General features: G+C 35.5%; 16 protein-coding genes. All 16 read right to left on the reverse strand.

Going from position 1 to position 19,924, the window contains the following annotated elements; genetic code table 11:
- Window positions 1-127 precede the first annotated feature (127 nt).
- Window positions 128-574 carry a NifB/NifX family molybdenum-iron cluster-binding protein gene (locus tag ACW2QF_RS01785; protein ID WP_455714278.1) on the reverse strand — a complete coding sequence of 149 codons (447 nt, stop codon included), beginning with the start codon at window positions 572-574 and terminating at the stop codon, window positions 128-130.
- A gap of 22 nt (window positions 575-596) precedes the next feature.
- The gene (locus tag ACW2QF_RS01790; RefSeq protein ID WP_455714279.1) at window positions 597-1,895 is read right to left on the reverse strand and encodes a nitrogenase component 1; all 1,299 of its coding nucleotides are present in this window, start codon (window positions 1,893-1,895) and stop codon (window positions 597-599) included.
- Window positions 1,895-3,343, reverse strand: a complete 1,449-nt coding sequence (locus ACW2QF_RS01795) for a nitrogenase component 1 (protein WP_455714280.1) — start codon at window positions 3,341-3,343, stop codon at window positions 1,895-1,897. The genes ACW2QF_RS01790 and ACW2QF_RS01795 overlap by 1 nt, the downstream gene beginning before the upstream one ends.
- Window positions 3,344-3,425: 82 nt before the next feature.
- Window positions 3,426-4,274: a nitrogenase iron protein gene (gene nifH, locus ACW2QF_RS01800; protein ID WP_455714281.1), complete on the reverse strand. Its 849-nt coding sequence runs from the start codon at window positions 4,272-4,274 to the stop codon at window positions 3,426-3,428.
- Between the two features lie 73 nt (window positions 4,275-4,347).
- Window positions 4,348-5,220: a radical SAM protein gene (locus ACW2QF_RS01805; protein ID WP_455714282.1), complete on the reverse strand. Its 873-nt coding sequence runs from the start codon at window positions 5,218-5,220 to the stop codon at window positions 4,348-4,350.
- Window positions 5,221-5,579: 359 nt separating this feature from the next.
- Window positions 5,580-6,992, reverse strand: a complete 1,413-nt coding sequence (locus ACW2QF_RS01810) for an oxaloacetate decarboxylase subunit alpha (RefSeq protein WP_455714283.1) — start codon at window positions 6,990-6,992, stop codon at window positions 5,580-5,582.
- A gap of 23 nt (window positions 6,993-7,015) precedes the next feature.
- Window positions 7,016-8,143 carry a sodium ion-translocating decarboxylase subunit beta gene (locus ACW2QF_RS01815; protein ID WP_455714284.1) on the reverse strand — a complete coding sequence of 376 codons (1,128 nt, stop codon included), beginning with the start codon at window positions 8,141-8,143 and terminating at the stop codon, window positions 7,016-7,018.
- Window positions 8,144-8,247: 104 nt separating this feature from the next.
- Window positions 8,248-8,640: a biotin/lipoyl-containing protein gene (locus ACW2QF_RS01820; RefSeq protein WP_455714285.1), complete on the reverse strand. Its 393-nt coding sequence runs from the start codon at window positions 8,638-8,640 to the stop codon at window positions 8,248-8,250.
- A 19-nt stretch (window positions 8,641-8,659) separates the two neighbouring features.
- On the reverse strand, window positions 8,660-9,472 hold the full coding sequence (locus ACW2QF_RS01825; RefSeq protein ID WP_455714286.1) for an OadG family transporter subunit: 813 nt from the start codon (window positions 9,470-9,472) through the stop codon (window positions 8,660-8,662).
- A 90-nt stretch (window positions 9,473-9,562) separates the two neighbouring features.
- Entirely contained in the window at window positions 9,563-11,017 is a 1,455-nt protein-coding gene (locus ACW2QF_RS01830; protein WP_455714287.1) for an acyl-CoA carboxylase subunit beta, read from the reverse strand.
- Between the two features lie 343 nt (window positions 11,018-11,360).
- Complete coding sequence (locus tag ACW2QF_RS01835) at window positions 11,361-12,686, reverse strand: D-alanyl-D-alanine carboxypeptidase family protein (RefSeq protein ID WP_455714288.1); 1,326 nt, start codon at window positions 12,684-12,686, stop codon at window positions 11,361-11,363.
- A gap of 88 nt (window positions 12,687-12,774) precedes the next feature.
- Window positions 12,775-13,239 (reverse strand): TspO/MBR family protein, encoded by a 465-nt coding sequence (locus tag ACW2QF_RS01840; RefSeq protein WP_455714289.1) that lies wholly within the window; start codon window positions 13,237-13,239, stop codon window positions 12,775-12,777.
- Between the two features lie 60 nt (window positions 13,240-13,299).
- Window positions 13,300-14,901, reverse strand: a complete 1,602-nt coding sequence (locus tag ACW2QF_RS01845; RefSeq protein ID WP_455714290.1) for an AAA family ATPase — start codon at window positions 14,899-14,901, stop codon at window positions 13,300-13,302.
- A 171-nt stretch (window positions 14,902-15,072) separates the two neighbouring features.
- Window positions 15,073-15,516, reverse strand: coding sequence for a type II secretion system protein (locus ACW2QF_RS01850; RefSeq protein WP_455714291.1), 444 nt, complete (start codon window positions 15,514-15,516; stop codon window positions 15,073-15,075).
- Window positions 15,517-15,532: 16 nt separating this feature from the next.
- Entirely contained in the window at window positions 15,533-17,233 is a 1,701-nt protein-coding gene (locus tag ACW2QF_RS01855; RefSeq protein WP_455714292.1) for a GspE/PulE family protein, read from the reverse strand.
- Window positions 17,234-17,520: 287 nt separating this feature from the next.
- Entirely contained in the window at window positions 17,521-19,557 is a 2,037-nt protein-coding gene (recG, locus tag ACW2QF_RS01860; protein ID WP_455714293.1) for an ATP-dependent DNA helicase RecG, read from the reverse strand.
- Window positions 19,558-19,924 lie beyond the last annotated feature (367 nt).

The following is a 19,924-nucleotide window of genomic DNA, read 5'->3' on the forward strand; positions in this document are numbered from 1 at the left end:
CCTAGGTACACTCGGGACTTTCACCCGTTAGAGTTTGCCCATGTCGGGCAAACCGTAAAAAACCAGAGGTTCTATGATTCATATCACCTCTGGTTATCCAGTCAGTATAAAATATACTTCCATATGACTACTCCTTGTTACTACTAGTAATTCCCCTTAATGATTTATGCCCATCAATACGTTCAAAATACAATATAATCTTCCTTAATGCTTCCTCTACCGTATAATCTACATCAAAGGTGGTAATGGCTAGTCTTTCTAACTGCTTTTGGATATGGAATCCTACTTTTTTGCAGATAACACATCTGCAATCGGATATCAAATCTACTTTTGTGGATGATCCTTGCCCTCTACCACAGCCAGAGCCAGAACCGCAGCTAAATTCTTCTTTTAAATCCTTTTCTTTCTCTTCTTCTAATACTATTTCATTTTTCTTCTCTTCTTCTATTTTTCTTGTATCTATTATCCGATATTCACCATCTGATACTGCAACAATTATAAATTCCTCAGCCGCGCCAAATGTTCTGTCTATGTAGATTCCATCTGAAGATACATAAGCAATCTTATAAGACATACTTTACACCAGTCCTTTCCAGTTAGTTGAATCTTGTTTTAGCAACCGAATAGATGTCCTCTATAAGCTTTAGTCCTCCATCATATCCTACATAATATCCATTCATTACAAGGCGTTCATTGACCGGCCATGATACATTTAGAAAATGAGCATTCGTCTCAGCTGCTACACTCTTCTCCCAATAGCCACCGATAATCAATGGATACCCATGATAATCATGTTCCTTAATTTCCTTATGAATCTTATAACCATCTGTTTCAAATACCACTTCTGCCTTGATGTCATAATTTAATGTTTCAAACTCCTTGGTAATTGCCTCTCGATACGCCTTTGGTGTGTCATCTACAATAAATTGTTTTGCCGGAAACAATCCCAAATCATTCACAAGGAATTTTGTGATACCAAGTGTATACTGGGCATCCCCTACTACTGAAAACTGTTTGGACATAACACGGGTCTCTAGAAACAAATCCGCATATCTTTCAACATAGTAATAGTAATATTTCTCCTTTTCTTTAATTATATTTTCAATCTTTTCTTCCTCTACCCCTGCATATTTGCCAACCTCACGAAGAAATTCACTTGTTTCGTATGCCCCGATTGGTAATGTTTTATAATGAAGATAAGGAATATCGAACTTCTCCTCCATTTTCTTTACATTTTCTAGACCTACCCATGGTGACACTAACAAATTAAATTCAGCTTGCGGAATCTTTTTGACATTTTCAATCCCTCTGTCATAACCAAAGATAGTATTCGGTATCAGACCAAGTTCTGAAATCAATCTTTCCAATTCCCTTAGATTACCATGCCAGAATTCATCCTGATAGGGAACATCTGCCCAAATATTGACCAAACCCTTTATTCTTTCTTCCGATTTTTCTAAAAACTGCTCAATAATAGCATCTACTACCTGTTCATGCCCCTTATAATTATTTCCTTTAAATCCTGCTGTGGAAGCATAAATAACTGGCTTATTAGCATCCCTAAACTCTTCAACAACCTCCTCTGTATTATCACCAACAATTTCCGGAATACAACCTGTTAAAACCACAAATAAATCGGCATCAATAACTTTCAAAGAATTTTTTATTGTAGAACGTAATTTATTAACACCCCCAAATACTACATCCTTTTCATTGATACTGGTACACGGATAGATATTGGGAGAAAAATATCCCGAGTTACCTGATGAACTGGATAACTTCTGCGCACAACCCGGTCCCGAATGTAGTACCGGAATAGCACGACTAATTGCCTGAACTGTTTGCATGGCACTCATAGCACATTTATATCTCTGCTTATCTAATATTTTAGCCATTATTCCTTACCCTCCTCCAAAAAGCTTCCTACATCTTGCTTATACCACCAATCGGTGTATGGCAGTTTTACTCTCTTTGCAAGATTTTGTTCAAAGCTTCTGTTTCTTATGGTATCTAAAACTGTATGGGCAAACTCTAAGGTATGCTTATATCCGAATATCATGTATTCATCAGCAACATATACTGCTGGGGTTCCTTGTTTGATAGCCCAAACAGTAGAACCTGGATGTCGTGACAGATACAAATCCGGCTGATACTTATGCAGGATGTTCATCACCTCATAATTTTGTTGATCTGATACACTTGTTTCAAAATCAATTTTATTCTCCAGAAGATACTCCATAGAAGGCGGTACCTCTCCATTTTCATATTTTTTATCATAATGCCATGCTAACGCCCAAACTACTTCAATACCTAATTCATTTAAGACACGTGACACTTCAAAGGTGTAACCTGGTCCCATTCCAAGGACAGCCTTTAATCCTTTTAGTTCTTTTTTTACTTCTTCAATTTGAGGAAGATAGATGTTTCTCTGTTCTTCTATATACGTCTCTACCAAAGGCTCCTTATGAGCTACTTTACCAATTTCGCGAAGCCAAGTTTCAAAACCATCAATTCCCAAAGGATTAATGGTACGAATATATGGTACCCCGTACTTTTCCTCTAGTCCGTTTCCTAAATAATTTCCTAAAGTTCCACATATACAGGTCGTTGCTACTGCTTCTGATAAATGCTCTAACTCTTCTACCGATGCATTGGCATATAAGAATACTGGGTCTAAATCGAAGTTTTTAAAGATTTCTATAATTTCCTCTCTAGCACTTTCGTAGAAATTCTTAAAATTGATGGTATTTCTCTTTTTCTGTGGTGGTTTTACAATTCCATTTAGTACAGCATGATCAGAGATATCAAAGCCAGTTGCCCAGATACGTGATTTAAATCCCTCACAATGAACTGCAATTACTGGAACATCAATTTCTTCCTGAACCTCTTCTACGATACTGTCAATATCTTCACCAATTATTCCAGTTGCACAGGAGCTACAGACAAAGATTGCTTTTGGCTGATATCTGCGATTTACTTCAAAAATAATGTCTATTAAGGCATCTGTGGAGCCAAAAATGGTATCATTTTCATTCATATCCGTCCCTACATAAACCGAACGATTCTTAATCCCTCTCTTAGCTGCCACTTGATTGGTAACAATATACTGCGAACTGGAGGTGCACGAACATCCAGCAGGTCCATGATGAATTACTGCCACATCCCGAATTCCACCAAGCTGACCCAATGCACAGCTTGACAGACAGGTGCTAGATTGAGAAAAACATCTTGAGCAACCCTTTAAATCGTCACGTTCACTTCTTGTTGCTAAATCACTTAAACTACCTACATATCCTGTTATGGAACCTAATCGACTTTCTCTTGTTCCCAAATTTAATGACATTCTCTATCCCCCCTAATGAATTTTTCAATCGATTGATTAATTTTTCTCATAGATACCTCCACTTTGCTATTTATGTATTACATTAAATATGATAATCATCTACAATATCCATTAATCCAAACTCTAACAAAATTTCTTCCAGTCTTTCTTTCGTCATTGGAGTTGGAATCGTAAAATCTTTATTCTCAATTATCGCTTGTGCTAAATTACGATATTCCTGTGCCTGTTTAGAATCCGGTCGATACTCAATTACTGTTTTTTTATTAATTTCTGCATGCTGCACCACATTATCCCTAGGTACTAAATAGATTAGCTTTGTTCCAAGCTCCTTAGAAAAAGCTCTTAATAAATCTAACTCCCTATCTACATTTCTGCTATTACATATAATTCCTCCAAGTCTTACTCCACCAGCTTTAGCATACCTCTTAATTCCTTTTGAAATATTATTTGCTGCATAAAGTGCCATCATTTCTCCACTTGCAACAATGTAAATTTCTTTTGCCTTTCCTTCCCGGATTGGCATTGCAAAACCACCACAAACAACATCACCTAAAACATCGTAAAATACGTAATCCAAATCATCTGTATACGCACCCAAATTTTCTAACATACTTATGGAGGTGATAATCCCTCGTCCAGCACACCCAACACCTGGCTCCGGTCCACCAGATTCCACACATCTACTCCCTTTATATCCTTCCTTTAGGATTTTATCTAATTCAATATCATCGCCTTCTTGTCTAATCGTATCAAGTACTGTTCTTTGCGCTAAGCCTCCAAGTAATAACCTTGTAGAATCTGCTTTTGGATCACAACCTACAACCATAACCTTTTTCCCTGCCTCAGCTAAACCTGCAGTTAAATTCTGTGTTGTAGTAGATTTGCCAATACCTCCTTTTCCGTAAATTGCTATTTGTCTTAATCCTGCCATTTGTAAAATCTCCTTTTTCTTTCATTTTTCTGCTCTTCAAACTTATAAACCTTACATACACCTCATTTTGATACTATCCATGGGAAAATGTATTCTTTACGGATATTCTTCTCTGATAAATCTGATCACCAAAATCTTTTTCACCTGGGATACCGATTGCATCTGCTCGACATCTCTGACAATGTCTAAATACATCTATATATTTACTAGCCCTTGTTCTGGCTGCATCTATCTCCGCACACAGCGGTTCTTTGCAATCTTTTAGTTCATACTGAGGAATCAGTGGGATAATATTGTATATACTTGCTCCAAGTTCACTAACTGTTTTTGCAATACTTTCAATGTGTTCTCCATTGATTTTTGGAACCAATACAGTATTGACCTTTATGGTGATTCCAGCATCAGCAATCTTTTTTATTCCTCTTAACTGATTTTCGATTAGGATTGTTGCACCCTCCACACCTTCGTATCTTTCCCCATGATAAATAACAAATCTATTAAGCTTTGCTTCGATCTCTGGATCAACCGCATTTACTGTTACTGTTAGCGAATCAATTCCTACTTCTATGATTTCATCTGCTTTTTCATATAACAAAAGACCATTGGTACTCATACATTTTATAAGCTGTGGGAAATGTTCCTTTATTAATCGAAATGTCTCTAATGCATAATCTGTTGCCAAAGTCTCACCCGGTCCTGCTATACCTGCAACTGTTATTTCTGGACACAACTCTAACGCTTTTCTTATTATAGTGAGCGCTTCCTCTGGTTTTAATAACTTACTCGATACTCCTGGTCTTTGCTCCACATCGTTGATAGTTCTGTCACAGAAGCGACAACCAATATTACACCCCGGACTAACCGGAAGGTGAATTCTTCCAGCATGATTCTTATGTCCCCCATAGCAAGGATGGGAATTTTGCAAATCTTTATATGTATTGCTCATGATATTCTCCTCCTCTTTGATTCACAGAACCTTTAATTATAGGAAAATTAAATACTTACCACAAAAAAAGGACAACCTTTGGTTCATAGATAGTTTCTATGATACCTCCAGTTGTCCAGTCAGTCCTTAATTCTATTCACTTTTTCAATCTTTACCACAATTAAACCCACCAACCTTTTTATGGATTGCTACACTAATTTAAATCATCCCTTCTTCTATTACCTAGCTTTTTAGTAGGTTTTATATGAATTACATTATAGTTTATTTTCCATATACTGTCAATGTTTTTTTATACAAATTTTAAAGGTAGAGACTTTTTGTTGTCTCTACCTTTTTGGGTACACTTTTATAAATTCGAATTATACAGGATAAGCCTTACTAGCTGTATCCGCAACTGTTAAATCTACTTTTTCTTTTTGAGCTTTACGATATTTGAAGAAATCAGTAGCTACTTGTGGGAACAATGCGTACGTTAATACATCTTCGTCTTGTTCTTTCCACTGAGCCATCTCTGCTTCAATTGTCTTAAGTTCTGGTTTTAATAAATCCGCTGGACGACAAGTGATTGGTTTCTCATCTCCAATTGCTTTCTTTTGAACTTCTTTGTTAAATGGTTTTACTGTTTGACCATATTCGCCACGAAGAAGTGCTTTTGACTCTTTTGTTACCATCTTGTAACGTTCACCGGATAATACGTTAAGTACCGCTTGTGTACCAACGATTTGGCTTGAAGGAGTTACTAGTGGCGGTTCACCAAAGTCTTTACGTACTCGAGGAATTTCTTTTAAAACATCATAATATTTATCTTCTTGATGAGCATCTTTTAATTGGGATACTAAATTAGATAACATACCACCTGGTACTTGATATAATAATGTTTTGATATCAACACCCATAACTTTTGGATTTAATAATTTACTTTCTAATGCTTCATCTCTAATTGGTCTGAAGTAATCAGCAATTTCAGCTAATAAGTTTTGGTCAAATCCAGGATCATATTCGGTTCCCTTGAAGGTTTCAACCATAACTTCCGTAGCTGGTTGGCTAGTACCCATAGAAAATGGTGACATTGCTGTATCAATAATATCGCATCCAGCCTCAACAGCCTTCATGTAAGTCATTGAAGCTACACCTGAAGTATAGTGAGTATGAAGTTGAATAGGAATTGATGTTGTTGCTTTTAATGCCTCTACTAATTCAGTTGCTTTATATGGAACTAATAAACCAGCCATATCTTTGATACACAAAGAATCAGCTCCCATTTCTTCAATACGTTTTGCCATATCCGTCCAGTAATCTAATGTATAAGCATCACCTAATGTATAAGAAAGAGCAACTTGTGCATGGCCTTTCTCTTTATTCGCTGCTTTCACTGCTGTTTCAAGATTACGAATATCATTCAAACAGTCAAAGATACGGATAATATCAATACCATTTGCAATGGATTTTTGAACAAAATATTCAACCACATCATCTGCATAATGGCGGTATCCTAGGATATTCTGCCCTCTGAATAACATCTGTAATTTTGTATTCTTAAATCCTGCTCTTAACTTTCTAAGTCTTTCCCATGGATCTTCTTTTAAGAAACGAAGAGATGCATCAAATGTAGCTCCACCCCAGCATTCAACGGAATGATAACCAACCTTATCCATCTTTTCAATAATTGGAAGCATCTGCTCTGTTGTCATTCTTGTAGCTATCAAGGATTGATGCGCATCACGTAATATAGTCTCGGTAATCTTAACCGGTCTCTTCACTTGTTCTGACATTTTACTACCTCCTATAATATAGTCTATTTCACACCGAATATTGCCATAAATGTACCAGCTGCTACTGCTGTACCAATTACACCGGCAACGTTTGGTCCCATTGCATGCATTAATAAGAAGTTTGTAGGATCTTCTTCTGCACCAACTTTTTGTGAAACTCTAGCTGCCATTGGAACCGCAGATACACCCGCTGATCCAATTAACGGATTCACCTTACCACCAGTCATCTTGCACATTAATTTACCAAACAAGATACCAGCTGCAGTACCAATTGCAAATGCGATTAAACCAAGAACAATGATTTTAATTGTGTCAATGTTTAGGAATGCTTCCGCACTAGTAGTTGCACCTACAGATGTACCAAGTAAAATTACAACGATATACATCATAGCGTTAGAAGCTGTTTCAACAAGTTGTTTAACAACCCCAGATTCTCTGAATAAGTTACCTAACATAAGCATACCAACAAGTGGCGTAACGGTAGGAAGAATTAATCCAACAATGATTGTTACGATGACTGGAAATAAGATTTTCTCTAATTTAGATACCGGTCTTAATTGTTCCATCTTAATAGCACGTTCTTTCTTGGTCGTTAATAATTTCATAATAGGTGGTTGAATAATTGGAACTAATGCCATATATGAATATGCTGCTACTGCAATTGGACCCATTAACCCTGTTTGCCCTAATTTACCTGCTAAGAAGATTGAGGTAGGACCGTCGGCACCACCGATTATTGAAATAGCTGCTGCTGCTTTACCATCAAATCCCATAAGAATTGCGAAGATATACGCAGAGTAGATTCCAAACTGTGCTGCAGCACCTAATAAGAAACTTTTAGGATTTGCAATCAATGGACCAAAGTCGGTCATTGCACCAACACCTAAGAATATTAACGATGGTAAGATACTCCATTCATCTAATAAGTAAAAATAATGTAATAGTCCACCATCTTCCATAATTGGTGGATATAAGTTTACTAACAGCATACCAAATGCGATTGGTGTTAATAGTAGTGGTTCATACTGTTTCTTTATGGCTAAGTATAGAAAAAAGCATGCAACCGCGATCATTATATAATTTCCGATTGTTAAAGAAGCAAAAGCGGATTGATCAACTAGGTTCTCTAGCATTGTTAAAATGTCGCTCATATAGTTATTACCTCCCAATTTTATTTGTGGTAATTTACACGAAAATGTAAACCCTAGTGTAGCTATTCAAACCTCTCAAAAAGTCAGGTTACCATAAGTGCATTCTAGTTTAATGTAACTAATACATCTCCAGACTCTACAGAATTTCCAACTGCTACATTAATGCTTGCCACTGTTCCTCCTGAAGGAGCAACAATTTCATTTTCCATCTTCATTGCTTCAAGGATCACTAATACTTCCCCTCTTTTAACTGCCTGTCCTACATTCGCTTTTATCTCAAGGATTTTACCTGGCATTGGTGCATTTACTTTAACGCTTCCTTGTGCACTAACAGGCGCTGCTTTTGGCGCTGGTGATGGTGCTACAGGTGTTTGTGTTTCTTTTTGTACTGGTGCTTTTGCTACTGGAGCTGTAGGTGCTTTTGCTGCTCCAGATATTCCTTCTTCAACAGATACTTCATAAACGTTACCATTAACAGTAATTGTATAATTTTTCATATGATTATTCCTCCTAAACTTAAGCTTTCTGCCACTTATTTGATTTTGATCTTTTGATAGAACGAACAATAAGACCATCTGCTGGGACTTCTTCACCATTTGATGACATATGCGCCATAATGGCAGCTGTAATAACAGCCACTAATTCTCCATCATCTACTAACTCTTCTTGTTCCTCTTCATCTTGTTCCTCTTCTTGTACAGCTATTTGAGATACTGTATTATCAATAGCAGTTACAACATTCATATCTAATTCTTGTTTCTTTGCCATCTTTTCTTGAATCATAGGAATAATTTTAAACATGGCAATTAATAATGAAATTAATATTAATACAACAAATCCTGGTCCCCTTCCAAGTATAGTATTTAATAATGCAGTATCCATCTTGTCTCCAAGAGATTGTTTTTCTTCAACCGTTATCGCATTTGAATCAACATTTAATGATGAATCAAATGGTACACTAAAAGTAACTGCATTCTTAGTCCCATCATACGTTGCTGTGAATACTACGGTAATCGTATCTGAAGCTTCTTTGATTTTAACATCTTTGACTTCAACGAAAGTCCCGATATCCGCTTTCGTTTCTCTCCAGTTTGCAAAAACTGCACTTGTTGCTTCATCCATTTGACCATCAGCTACAAGTTGATCCAAGGCTGTGTCATCGTATTCAGAAAAATCCATCTGATTCCATGAATCTAACCATTGCGTTGCAGTTTCTTTCACTGTTGCCTCATCATATTCAAACGATGCATCTTTTTCTTTTGTTGAACATGCCGTTATAGCAAACAAGCATGTCATCAAACACAATAATAGCACTAGTTTCTTTTTCATATTAGTACGCATGCCCCTTTCAAAGTCTGGAGGATTTGTGCAAAGCACAAATCTCCGCGTGAAAGACTTCTTTCACACTATTAACTCATATTAAACCGTGCCATGCTTTTTACTTGGACGGCTATCTCTCTTCGTAAATAGCATTTCAAATGCATAGACAAGGTGCTTTCTTGTAGCATCTGCAGAAATCACACTGTCCACATAACCTCTTTTAGCCGCAGATTCTACGCTTGATTGAAGGCTTTCATATTCACTTGCTTTTTCATTAATCAAAGCAGTTGCATCGCTAGCAACACTAATTTCCTCTGCATACATAATCTGTGTAGCAGATTTTGCGTCCATCATACCAATTGTTGCATCTTCATAAGCAAGTACTAAATCTGCACCGATATGTTTTGAATTCATTGTTATATAAGCACTGCCATAAGCTTCACCAACAATAACATTTACTTTTGGAACTGTTGCGTTCGCAAACGCATATGTTAATTTTGCTGCTGCTTTCGCAATGGTCTTCTCTTCTTCAGTTGTAGCTTTATAGCCTTTAACACTTGTTAAAGTTAATATAGGAATATTGAATGCATCACAGAAATTAACAAAACTTGTTGCCTTTTCACAACCTGCTGTTGTTAAAGAGCCATCAAATTTCTCTACTGCTACAGACTCTTCATCTAGAACTTCTGCACGATTTGCTACTGCTCCAATTGTCATTCCGTTAAGACGTATGAAACCAGTAACCATATCTTTTGCATAAGCAGATTTCACTTCATAGAAGAAATTATCATCTGATATTTCTCTAAGAGCCACTGCAGTATCTTTTAAAGAAGTGCCAAGAATAGGCACAAGACGATTTAAATCATCCTTGCATTCATCATAAGAATCATTATCTTCGTTATTAGAAGGTAATACTGTAATTAACTCACGAATACTAGCTAATACAGTTGCATCATCTTCACAAACAACATCCACCACACCAGCTTCTGCTTGGTATTTTGCTGTGCTTGTATCACATTTTTGTGTAAAATTCCCCTCTAAAGTATTTGGTGAATTTACAAATAATTTAGCATCTTTCTCCACCATAAAAGTAAAGTCACTTAAGTTTGATGATATTGCTACTCCACCACCACAATTACCAAATATAGCTGTAATTTGAGGGATTAAGCCCGATGCCATTGTTTGTTTTAAATAAAGTTCACCGAATCCATTTAAAGCATCCGTAGCTTCTTGAAGTCTTAGACCTGCACAGTCAATAAGACCAACTACTGGTGCTCCTACTTTCATAGCCATATCATAGATATGAGCAATTTTTTTGGCATGCATTTCACCTATGGAACCACCTAATGCTGCCTGATCCTGGCTATATACGTATACTAGATTACTATCAATAACTCCGTAACCAGTAATAACGCCATCTGCAGGAATCTCTTTGTGCTGCATGTTAAAATCTGTGCTTCTTCTTGTTACCATCGCACCTACTTCAACAAAACTATTATCGTCCAGCAAAGATATGATTCTTTCTCTTGCTGACATTTGTGCTGTTGTACTCATGTTCAGCCCTCCATTTTTAATTATATTAAAAGTAAAACCAATTTTCTGCCAATTATAATTGTATAATAATTCAGAAAATATATCAATAGAATTTTAGCAATTTGTTCATTAATCAAGTTATTATTTATAAGTTTTTGTTACATTTTATTGGCTAACCATTAATAATAGCCTCCAATAACATTAAATGTAACTTTTTGTCTGTTTTCTTGTTAAAATGTTTAATTTTTTCTAACTTTAGTAATTTAATTAAATATTTATACATACTCTTCTTATGATATCACTAAATATTTCTAAATCCAGCATATAAATAGCTGAAAAAATACAAGGGGCACTAGCCCCTTGTTTATTCTTCATTATTACATTTTACTGCAAACCATAAATCTAACACCTGATTCCAAGTAAATTTATGATCAATCTTTTCAATTCCAGTTGAAGTTTTAATAGGAAATGTTTTTACTAATTCATTATTAACATAATATCGTGCTACACCGACCTGTTGATCTGGTGCCACTGGCGCTTCTACTTCTTTTTCAATCTCATAAACTACTTTAATTTCATCCTGATTGCTTAAAAGCATCTGTAGACTACCTTCACAATATAGATCCGCACAGCACTCTTTTCCTTTTCTAACAAATATCGGTTCATATAACTTGGTATCATCAAAGATTTCTTGTAACTGATAATTCTTCGTTCCATAATCCATAAGTTTCGTTGTGTCTGACCACTTATAATTTTTATTAGGTGGCCAACCACTTGCTAACACTACGGAAACAAATGTCCTGCAATCCTTCTCAACCGCACCAACAAAACAATATCCTGCTTTGTTCGTAAATCCAGTTTTAATTCCAATCGCTCCATCATACAGATACAAAAATCTATCCCTATTCGTAACTGAATACGTAGTACCTTTTGTTAATTCTTTGAATGTCCAGTTTGGAGTGTTGGTTATCTCTAAAAATTGATTATTTTTAATCGCATAACTTGCTATAATGCCAAGCTCCCTTGCAGTCGTATAATGTTCTTCTGTACTAGAATCCAATCCATTAGGGGTAACGAAATTAGTATGGGTGCATCCTAGTTCCCTCGCCTTTTCATTCATCATTTGCGCGAAACCATCTACGCTACCACCAACATGTTCAGCAATTGCTACTGCTGTATCATTGTGAGATTCTAGCATAAGTGAATATAATAAATCTCCTAGCTTGAATTGATCACCTGTTTGCATATTCAATTGCACATCAGGTTGCCTTGCTGCATTCTTTGATACAGTTACAACATCATCTAAATTTGCATTCTCCAGAGTTACGATTAAAGTCATTATTTTTGTAGTACTAGCCATAGGCATCTCAGTATCAACTTTTTTACCATACAAAACTCTATTGGTTGATGCATCCATTAGACATGCTGCTCTAGCATTTAATTGCATGTTTGCCGTTTCATCTGTAATAGGCTTTGTAGCGGTTGCTACTTCTTCTATTCTTAAATCATCTTTGTATACAATATGATTTGACATATTCTCATTACGATTCATAGAATATGTAACGGCTGCTTTTTGTTTCTTATACTGCGGCCAACTTTTAATCTGTTGGTTTAACATAGGATAATATAGCATCGCTATAACTGATATGGCTATAATACATACTATTATAGGTGTAATTTTTTTACGCAATGACAGTCTCCTTGAAACATTCTTACAATATTTTATATACGGACTTCTATAATTATTCTACCTTTTTTATCCGTTCCTAATACCTTTACTAGTTTAGCAAAAGAACTTGCAGATTAAGATAAGCTGCATAAGTCACCCATATAAAATATGGTAGTAGAATCCACCCAGCCAGTCTTGATATCTGAGTAAACATGGAGACCATCGTAAACGCAATACCCCATAATATAATCTCAATGATAAAAGCCAAACTATATAATTGGTATGTAAAAAAGATAATTGGCCATAGAAATACAAGGAACAGGTTGATTCCATATAATCGTAACGCTTTCCCTCTTTGCTCTGAGGTTGAAACATATATGATATACGATGATATTCCCATTAGAATAAATAGGACTAACCAAACAGCCCCAAAAGCATATCCAGGCAAGGCCATATCTGGTTTATTCAACTGTTCATAGGTTTCCATACTGTTTCTTGTTAACCATCTAATTAGTAAATCAAGTACCAATGGAATTGCTATACTAATTGCTATAGGCTTTACTTTTATCTGCATACTCGTTCTCCTACTATCCTGTCTAGTAGTATTTTATGAGTTAATGCCATATTTCAGTACTTATATTACACCTACAACATCATCATACACGATCTGTTTTAACTGACTAATCGTCGGATTCTCATACGTTACAAGACGATTTGCTTGGTTTGTTATAATCTTCTCGAATACGTTTCGTATTCCTCTTGCATTACCAAAACGATTCTTTGCAGCCTTTGACATCTTACTCAATTGTTCATCTATATAGGAAACCGCAGCTTCATCAATATCCATTGCTGATTTACTTGCCATACTCTTTAGGATATGTATTAACTCTTGTTTCGTATAATCTTTGAATTCAATGAATTTATTAAATCGTGATATTAGTCCTGTATTCGCTTTCAAGAAACCTTCCATCTCTTTCTTATATCCAGCAACGATAACAACTAAATCGTCTCTGTGATCTTCCATCAATTTCACCAGTGTATCAATAGCCTCGTTCCCGAAATCATTTCCATTTGTATTATTCGTTAATGAATACGCTTCATCAATAAATAATACTCCACCTATAGCTTTCTCTACTAATTCCGTTACTTTGATGGCCGTTTGACCTACATAGCCTGCAACTAATCCAGCTCTATCTGTTTCCACCAGATTTCCTTTTGATAAAATTCCTAACTCCTTATATATCTTTGCTACAATTCGCGCAACTGTTGTCTTACCTGTACCTGGATTTCCCGTGAAAACCATATGGTAGGACATCTCCATAACAGGCAAATTAAATTTTTCACGCATCTTCCTAACTTTGATAAGGTTGATTAAAGAATTTACTTCTTCTTTCACTCCATCTAGGCCAATTAAAGTATTTAATTCTTCTAACAATTGTGCCAAGTACTCCTGTTGTCTTTCTTGGCTTAGTTCTTGCTGACTTTGATCTTGCTGACTTTGCTTTTTCTCGTCAATCTTAGTTGTTTTCTCTTCGTGTACTGTCTCCTCTAATTCCTTTTCTTTGTGTACTGTCTCTTCTATTTCTGTCTTTTTTGTATTCTTATAGAATCTGTTAAGAATCACATCTTGTTGCTTTAACTGTTCAGCCTTCATATAAATCCCGGTTTTGAACATCTCACTACATATTTTCCGGAATACATATTTCTCATCTAATACATATTCACGATTCATTCTTCTACTAATAAAGACATGGACCTTATTGTAATATTCTTGTATAAATCCGATAACATAACCATCTTTTGAACGATTTAAATACGACATAGCTAATATAATATTAATAAATGTCTCAAAAAAAGTCTCTGCACTACGTGTTCCCTTTTCCTGATCTCGTAAATCACATAATTGCAACAAAATAGGTGGTGATACAAGTATACGTTCCACTTGTGCCACCACAGTATCATCTATACTTTTCTCTGTATTTATATCAAAATGATTATGATCTACCGTTGAAAGAATAAATTCAATATCTTCTTTCATAAAATGGTTACTTTTTACCGCATAACTTACTAATATTGCTTGTACATAGATGTCAAGCACATCAAAGATGGACTGTTTCAGAATCTCAGATGGTTTTTCCCAATAACCCTCTTCTAATAAATCTTCACAATGCTTTATTAATGTTTTATAGTTCTCTCGAGCTATTTCAAATAATGAACGATTTGAATAGGCTTGCATCTTGCCACTTCCTTCTCTTGTAGTAAAGGCTTTTAAAAAAAGCTACTATTATTTTACTACATCTTATCAATAGTAACAATAATCTTTTGGTCTTATATGTTACTAATAACTTCTTGGATATTAACCTTATAGATTGTCCCGAGATTTCTGCCTTAAGTATTAGTTAAAATTTTATGGTTTAACCGATACTGTTATCTTTCCTATTTTTCCTGTTGCTACTGGTATTGTTATTTCAAAATAACTACCCATTTTGGGAACCGGAATACTTGTTAATATTTCATTTATCTCACTTAAGAAAGTTGGAATCGTAATTGTTGTCGAAGTAATACCTTCTGATTTTACATCAATCGTTACACCAGAAGTAGCTACAAGCTCTGTATAAGCTTTCTCATTAGCTAATGCTGTTTTTGTTGCCGACTCACACAGTGACATATTGGATTGATCAACTAAAATTCTTGACCGACCAACATATTTCGTAATATATGGAGCGATTACAACTGCTAGGATTGCCATCATGGCAATAACTATAATTAATTCTATTAAAGAAGAACCTCTATCTTTCTCCTCCTTTTGTCCCATCTCTTGATTGCATACCTTTATAAATTCTGTTTTCATTTACCTCCCTCCTTCGTCATATTTTCACCATTATTTTCATCAATTCTGATACGGACGTTATTCCTTCTAAAACATGCTTCACCCCTGCTTTATGTAAACTAACTAAGCCTTCATTCTCTGCCGTTTTCTTAATTTCTTCCACACCCGCTTTATGGCTAATAGTTTCTTTAATAGCCGTTGTTACTGGCATTATTTCATAGACACCAATTCTACCTATATATCCTGTATCATTACACCTATGACAACCATATGGTTCATATAGTTTCACTGTTTCTGCATTATCAATTCCAAGAATCTTCTTTTCAAAAGGATCTGCAAGTTTTTCTCTTTTACAATATGGGCATAATCTTCGCACTAATCTTTGGGCGATAACCCCAACTACAGCATCTGCAATCAGATAAGGTTCAATCCCCATATCTACTAATCTGATAATACTTCCCGCAGCATCATTGGTATGTAAAGTACTAACTACGAGATGACCTGTTATAGATGCTTTTACCGCTATCTCTGCGGTCTCGCTATCTCTCATCTCACCTATCATTATGATATCTGGGTCCTGTCTTAAGATTGATCTAAGAGCGGAGGCAAATGTTAAGTCTGCTTTCGCATTTACCTGTACTTGATTAACACCATCAATGTTTGCTTCTACAGGATCTTCTACTGTAATTATGTTTACATCTTCTTTGTTTAATTCACTTAACGCTGTATATAATGTTGTTGATTTACCACTCCCCGTAGGTCCTGTTACTAAAATTATTCCGTATGGATTTGAAAGAATTCGATTAAACTTGTCCATCTCTTCATTTGAAAATCCTAATTCCAACTTGCTCTTCTTCAATCCACTTTTTTCTGTTATTCTCATAACAACCTTTTCACCATAAACAGTTGGAAGAATGGATACCCGAATATCATATTCTTGTTTATCCATGATACTTGTGATTCTTCCATCTTGAGGTTTTCTCTTCTCTGAGATATCCATTTCCCCTATAACTTTAATTCTTGCAACTAATGCAGGTAATATGGAAGAATCATATTTCATCACTTCTGCTAAAACACCATCTATTCGGTAACGAACACGTATATTTTCTTTCAAGGGTTCTATATGTATATCACTAGCTCGTTGCCTTACTGCTTGTTCAATTATTTTCTTAACTAATAACACAATAGGAGAATTCTCGATATCATCGTTTTCTTCTTTCTCATCGAGATTCTGATACAAATTCTCCCTCTCCTTACTATATCGTTCCGCTACCGCCATAGCTTCTGCATTACCATAATACTTCTCAATGGCTGCAACTATCTCTGTAGATGACGTTACAACTGCCTCAATTTGATAATTTGTTACTATAGCTAAATCATCAATAGCAACAATATCAAGGGGGTCTGCCATTGCTACACGTAAAACGTTTGGATTATTTTCTTTAATTTCAAAAGGCATCATCATATACTTACGGAGAATGTTTTCATTCGCCAAACGAATAATAGATTCCTCAATACGTACTTTACTTAAATTCACAGTATCTAATCCTAATTGTGTATGTAGCGCTTCAACGATATCTTGCTCGTATAAGAGATCCATATCCAGTAATGTTTCATCTAATTTTTTTGATGTATGTTTTTGCATTTCTAATGCTTCTATCAACTGTTCTTGCGTAATGCAACCCGATGAAATCAATAAATCACCTAGTCTTTTTCGTTTCTTGATATAAAATTCCATTAAACACTACTTATCCTTCCCATTAATATCATGAATTCTATTATTTACATTAATTTCCATTATTATAACATCGGATTTTCTATCTATCAAACATTTTTAGGTATCATTTCTTTACATCATTTTCAACTATCATGTCTATTCAATATGTTTTAGACAAAATACCGTCGAATATATTGCTAATATGCATTAATTCCTCTACGAAAAGTTGGTAATAGGAGGAAGCATAAAAAAACGAAACATACTTGTTTTCTTCACAAATATGTTTCGTTCCTCTTACTATAAAATTACTATAATGTTGTCCCAATATAGCTTTCTAATTGGTTCTTTAACCTTTCATTCTTACTACATAGCTTTTGAATCTCTTGAATTGACATATTCTTAGCTGCTTCATTGGCATCTTTTAGAACTTTAGCATCATTGTAGATATCTGCTAATTTGAATTCCATCTCACCACTTTGACGAATACCAAATAAATCTCCAGGTCCTCTAAGTTTCAAGTCTTCTCCCGCTATATAGAATCCATCGTTAGAAGTATTCAATATCTCTAATCTCTTCTTTGTTTCTTTACTTCTTGAGCCACTAACCAAGATACAATACGATTGATGAGCACCACGGCCAACACGCCCTCTAAGCTGATGAAGTTGAGCCAAACCGAATCGTTCTGCATTCTCAATCATCATTACCGTTGCATTTGGTACATTTACCCCTACTTCAATTACAGTCGTTGATACAAGAACTTGAATTTCATTTCTTGCGAATTGTTCCATTATCTCATTCTTCTCTTTCGGTTTCATCTTACCATGAAGATATTCTGTACGAATAAATGGTGGTAATTCTTCACGAACTTTCTGTGTATACTCAATAACATTCTCCGCTTCCATGGTCTCGCTTTCTTCAACCATAGGACATATAATATAAGTTTGTCTTCCCTCTTGAATCTGATTTTCAATGAATCGATACGCTGTATTACGATAATCTGTATTCACAACACAATTTTTAATTGGAAGTCGGTTGGCTGGTAATTCATCTACCACCGATATATCTAGATCACCATACAATATTATAGCCAGTGTTCTAGGTATTGGAGTTGCACTCATTACCAATACATGTGGATTTTCACCCTTTGTAGATAATATCTCTCGTTGCTTTACCCCAAAACGATGCTGTTCATCGGTAATTACCAATCCTAGATCCGCATATTCTACTTTTTCTTGAATTAATGCATGGGTACCTATGATTACAGCTACTTCATGATTCTTTATCTTTTCGTAGGCTAAACGTTTTTCCTTAGCTGTCATCGATCCAGTTAATAAGATACATTGTATATCAAAAGACTCATATAATTTACTTAATGATTCAAAATGTTGCTTTGCTAATACTTCCGTTGGTACCATTAACGTTCCTTGGTATCCATTTTCAGCATTCAAAGCCAATGCTAAAGCTGCTAAGACAGTTTTACCTGAACCTACGTCACCTTGCACCAAACGATTCATAACCACGCCCTCACACATATCCTGCATAATTTCGTTCCATGCTCTCTTCTGGGCATTGGTCAGTTCATAGGGTAAACTTTCTATTAAAGCATCGCTTACTTTTCCACGGTCATATGGGGTTTTACGTATCTTCTTACTCTTTTCCTCTTTCATATAAGTTAATGCTAATGTAAACAAGAAAAACTCATTAAATACGATTCTCTTACGTGCACGTAACATATCCTCTTTATCCTTAGGAAAATGAATTTGTTTTACTGCAAAACGATAATCTACTAAGTCATTCTCCTTACGAAGGTTAACAGGTAGAAAATCGCCAGTTAGGTCAATTTCATCTAGTATTGCTTTTACTGTTTTGCTAAGTAAATGATTGGTCACTCCATTCGTCAATGGGTAGATAGGCTGTAGTATGTCTTTATTATTATAGTATTCTTCTTTTGAAAGAATCTTAGGCTGTTCTATTACTAGTACACCATTTTTTCTGGAAGCTTTTCCTCGGAAGATATAATAACTACCAGATTTCACTGTGTTTTTTATATAAGGCATGTTAAACCAAGTTAAACCGATACTTCCTGTTGCATCTTTCACTCGACAAGAAGCAATATTCAGATGGCGAACCTTCTTTGTCTCTATATTCATATACATATATCCTACGAATAATGCCATTTCGCCTTCTTCAATTTCATTTATGTTCATAAGTCTTCCATATATGTCATAGGCTCTTGGATAATGTTCTAACATATCTTTAACCGTATATATCCCTAATTTATTAAGGCTTTTTTCTGTCTTTTCACCAATTCCTTTTACTACGCTTATGGAGTCTGTTAATTGCATAGTGGAGGGGCCTCCTCTCTGTGGTTTTAGATTTATATATTTGACTGTATTGGTTGTAACAATATGTAGTCGTTTATTTATAATTTTAACATAGATAACTTGATTATACAAGAACGTATATTCGGGGATAATATTAGTGGAGATGTGGCTATGGTTTTACTTTTGTTCAAAACGTACACTGGCTGTTGCATGGATTTACTTTCTCGCAGTCCAGCGTCTTGAGCTTCGCTCAAGCTGTGCACGGGCTGTCGCATCAGATTTACTTTCTCGCAGTCCAGCGTCTTGAGCTTCGCTCAAGACGCACACGGGCTGTCGCCCTATGGAAATAGAAAGAGAGACTCAGGAGTGTAAGCAAGCTTACTCTCCT

It is taken from the genome of Anaerosporobacter sp., from assembly GCF_965301125.1.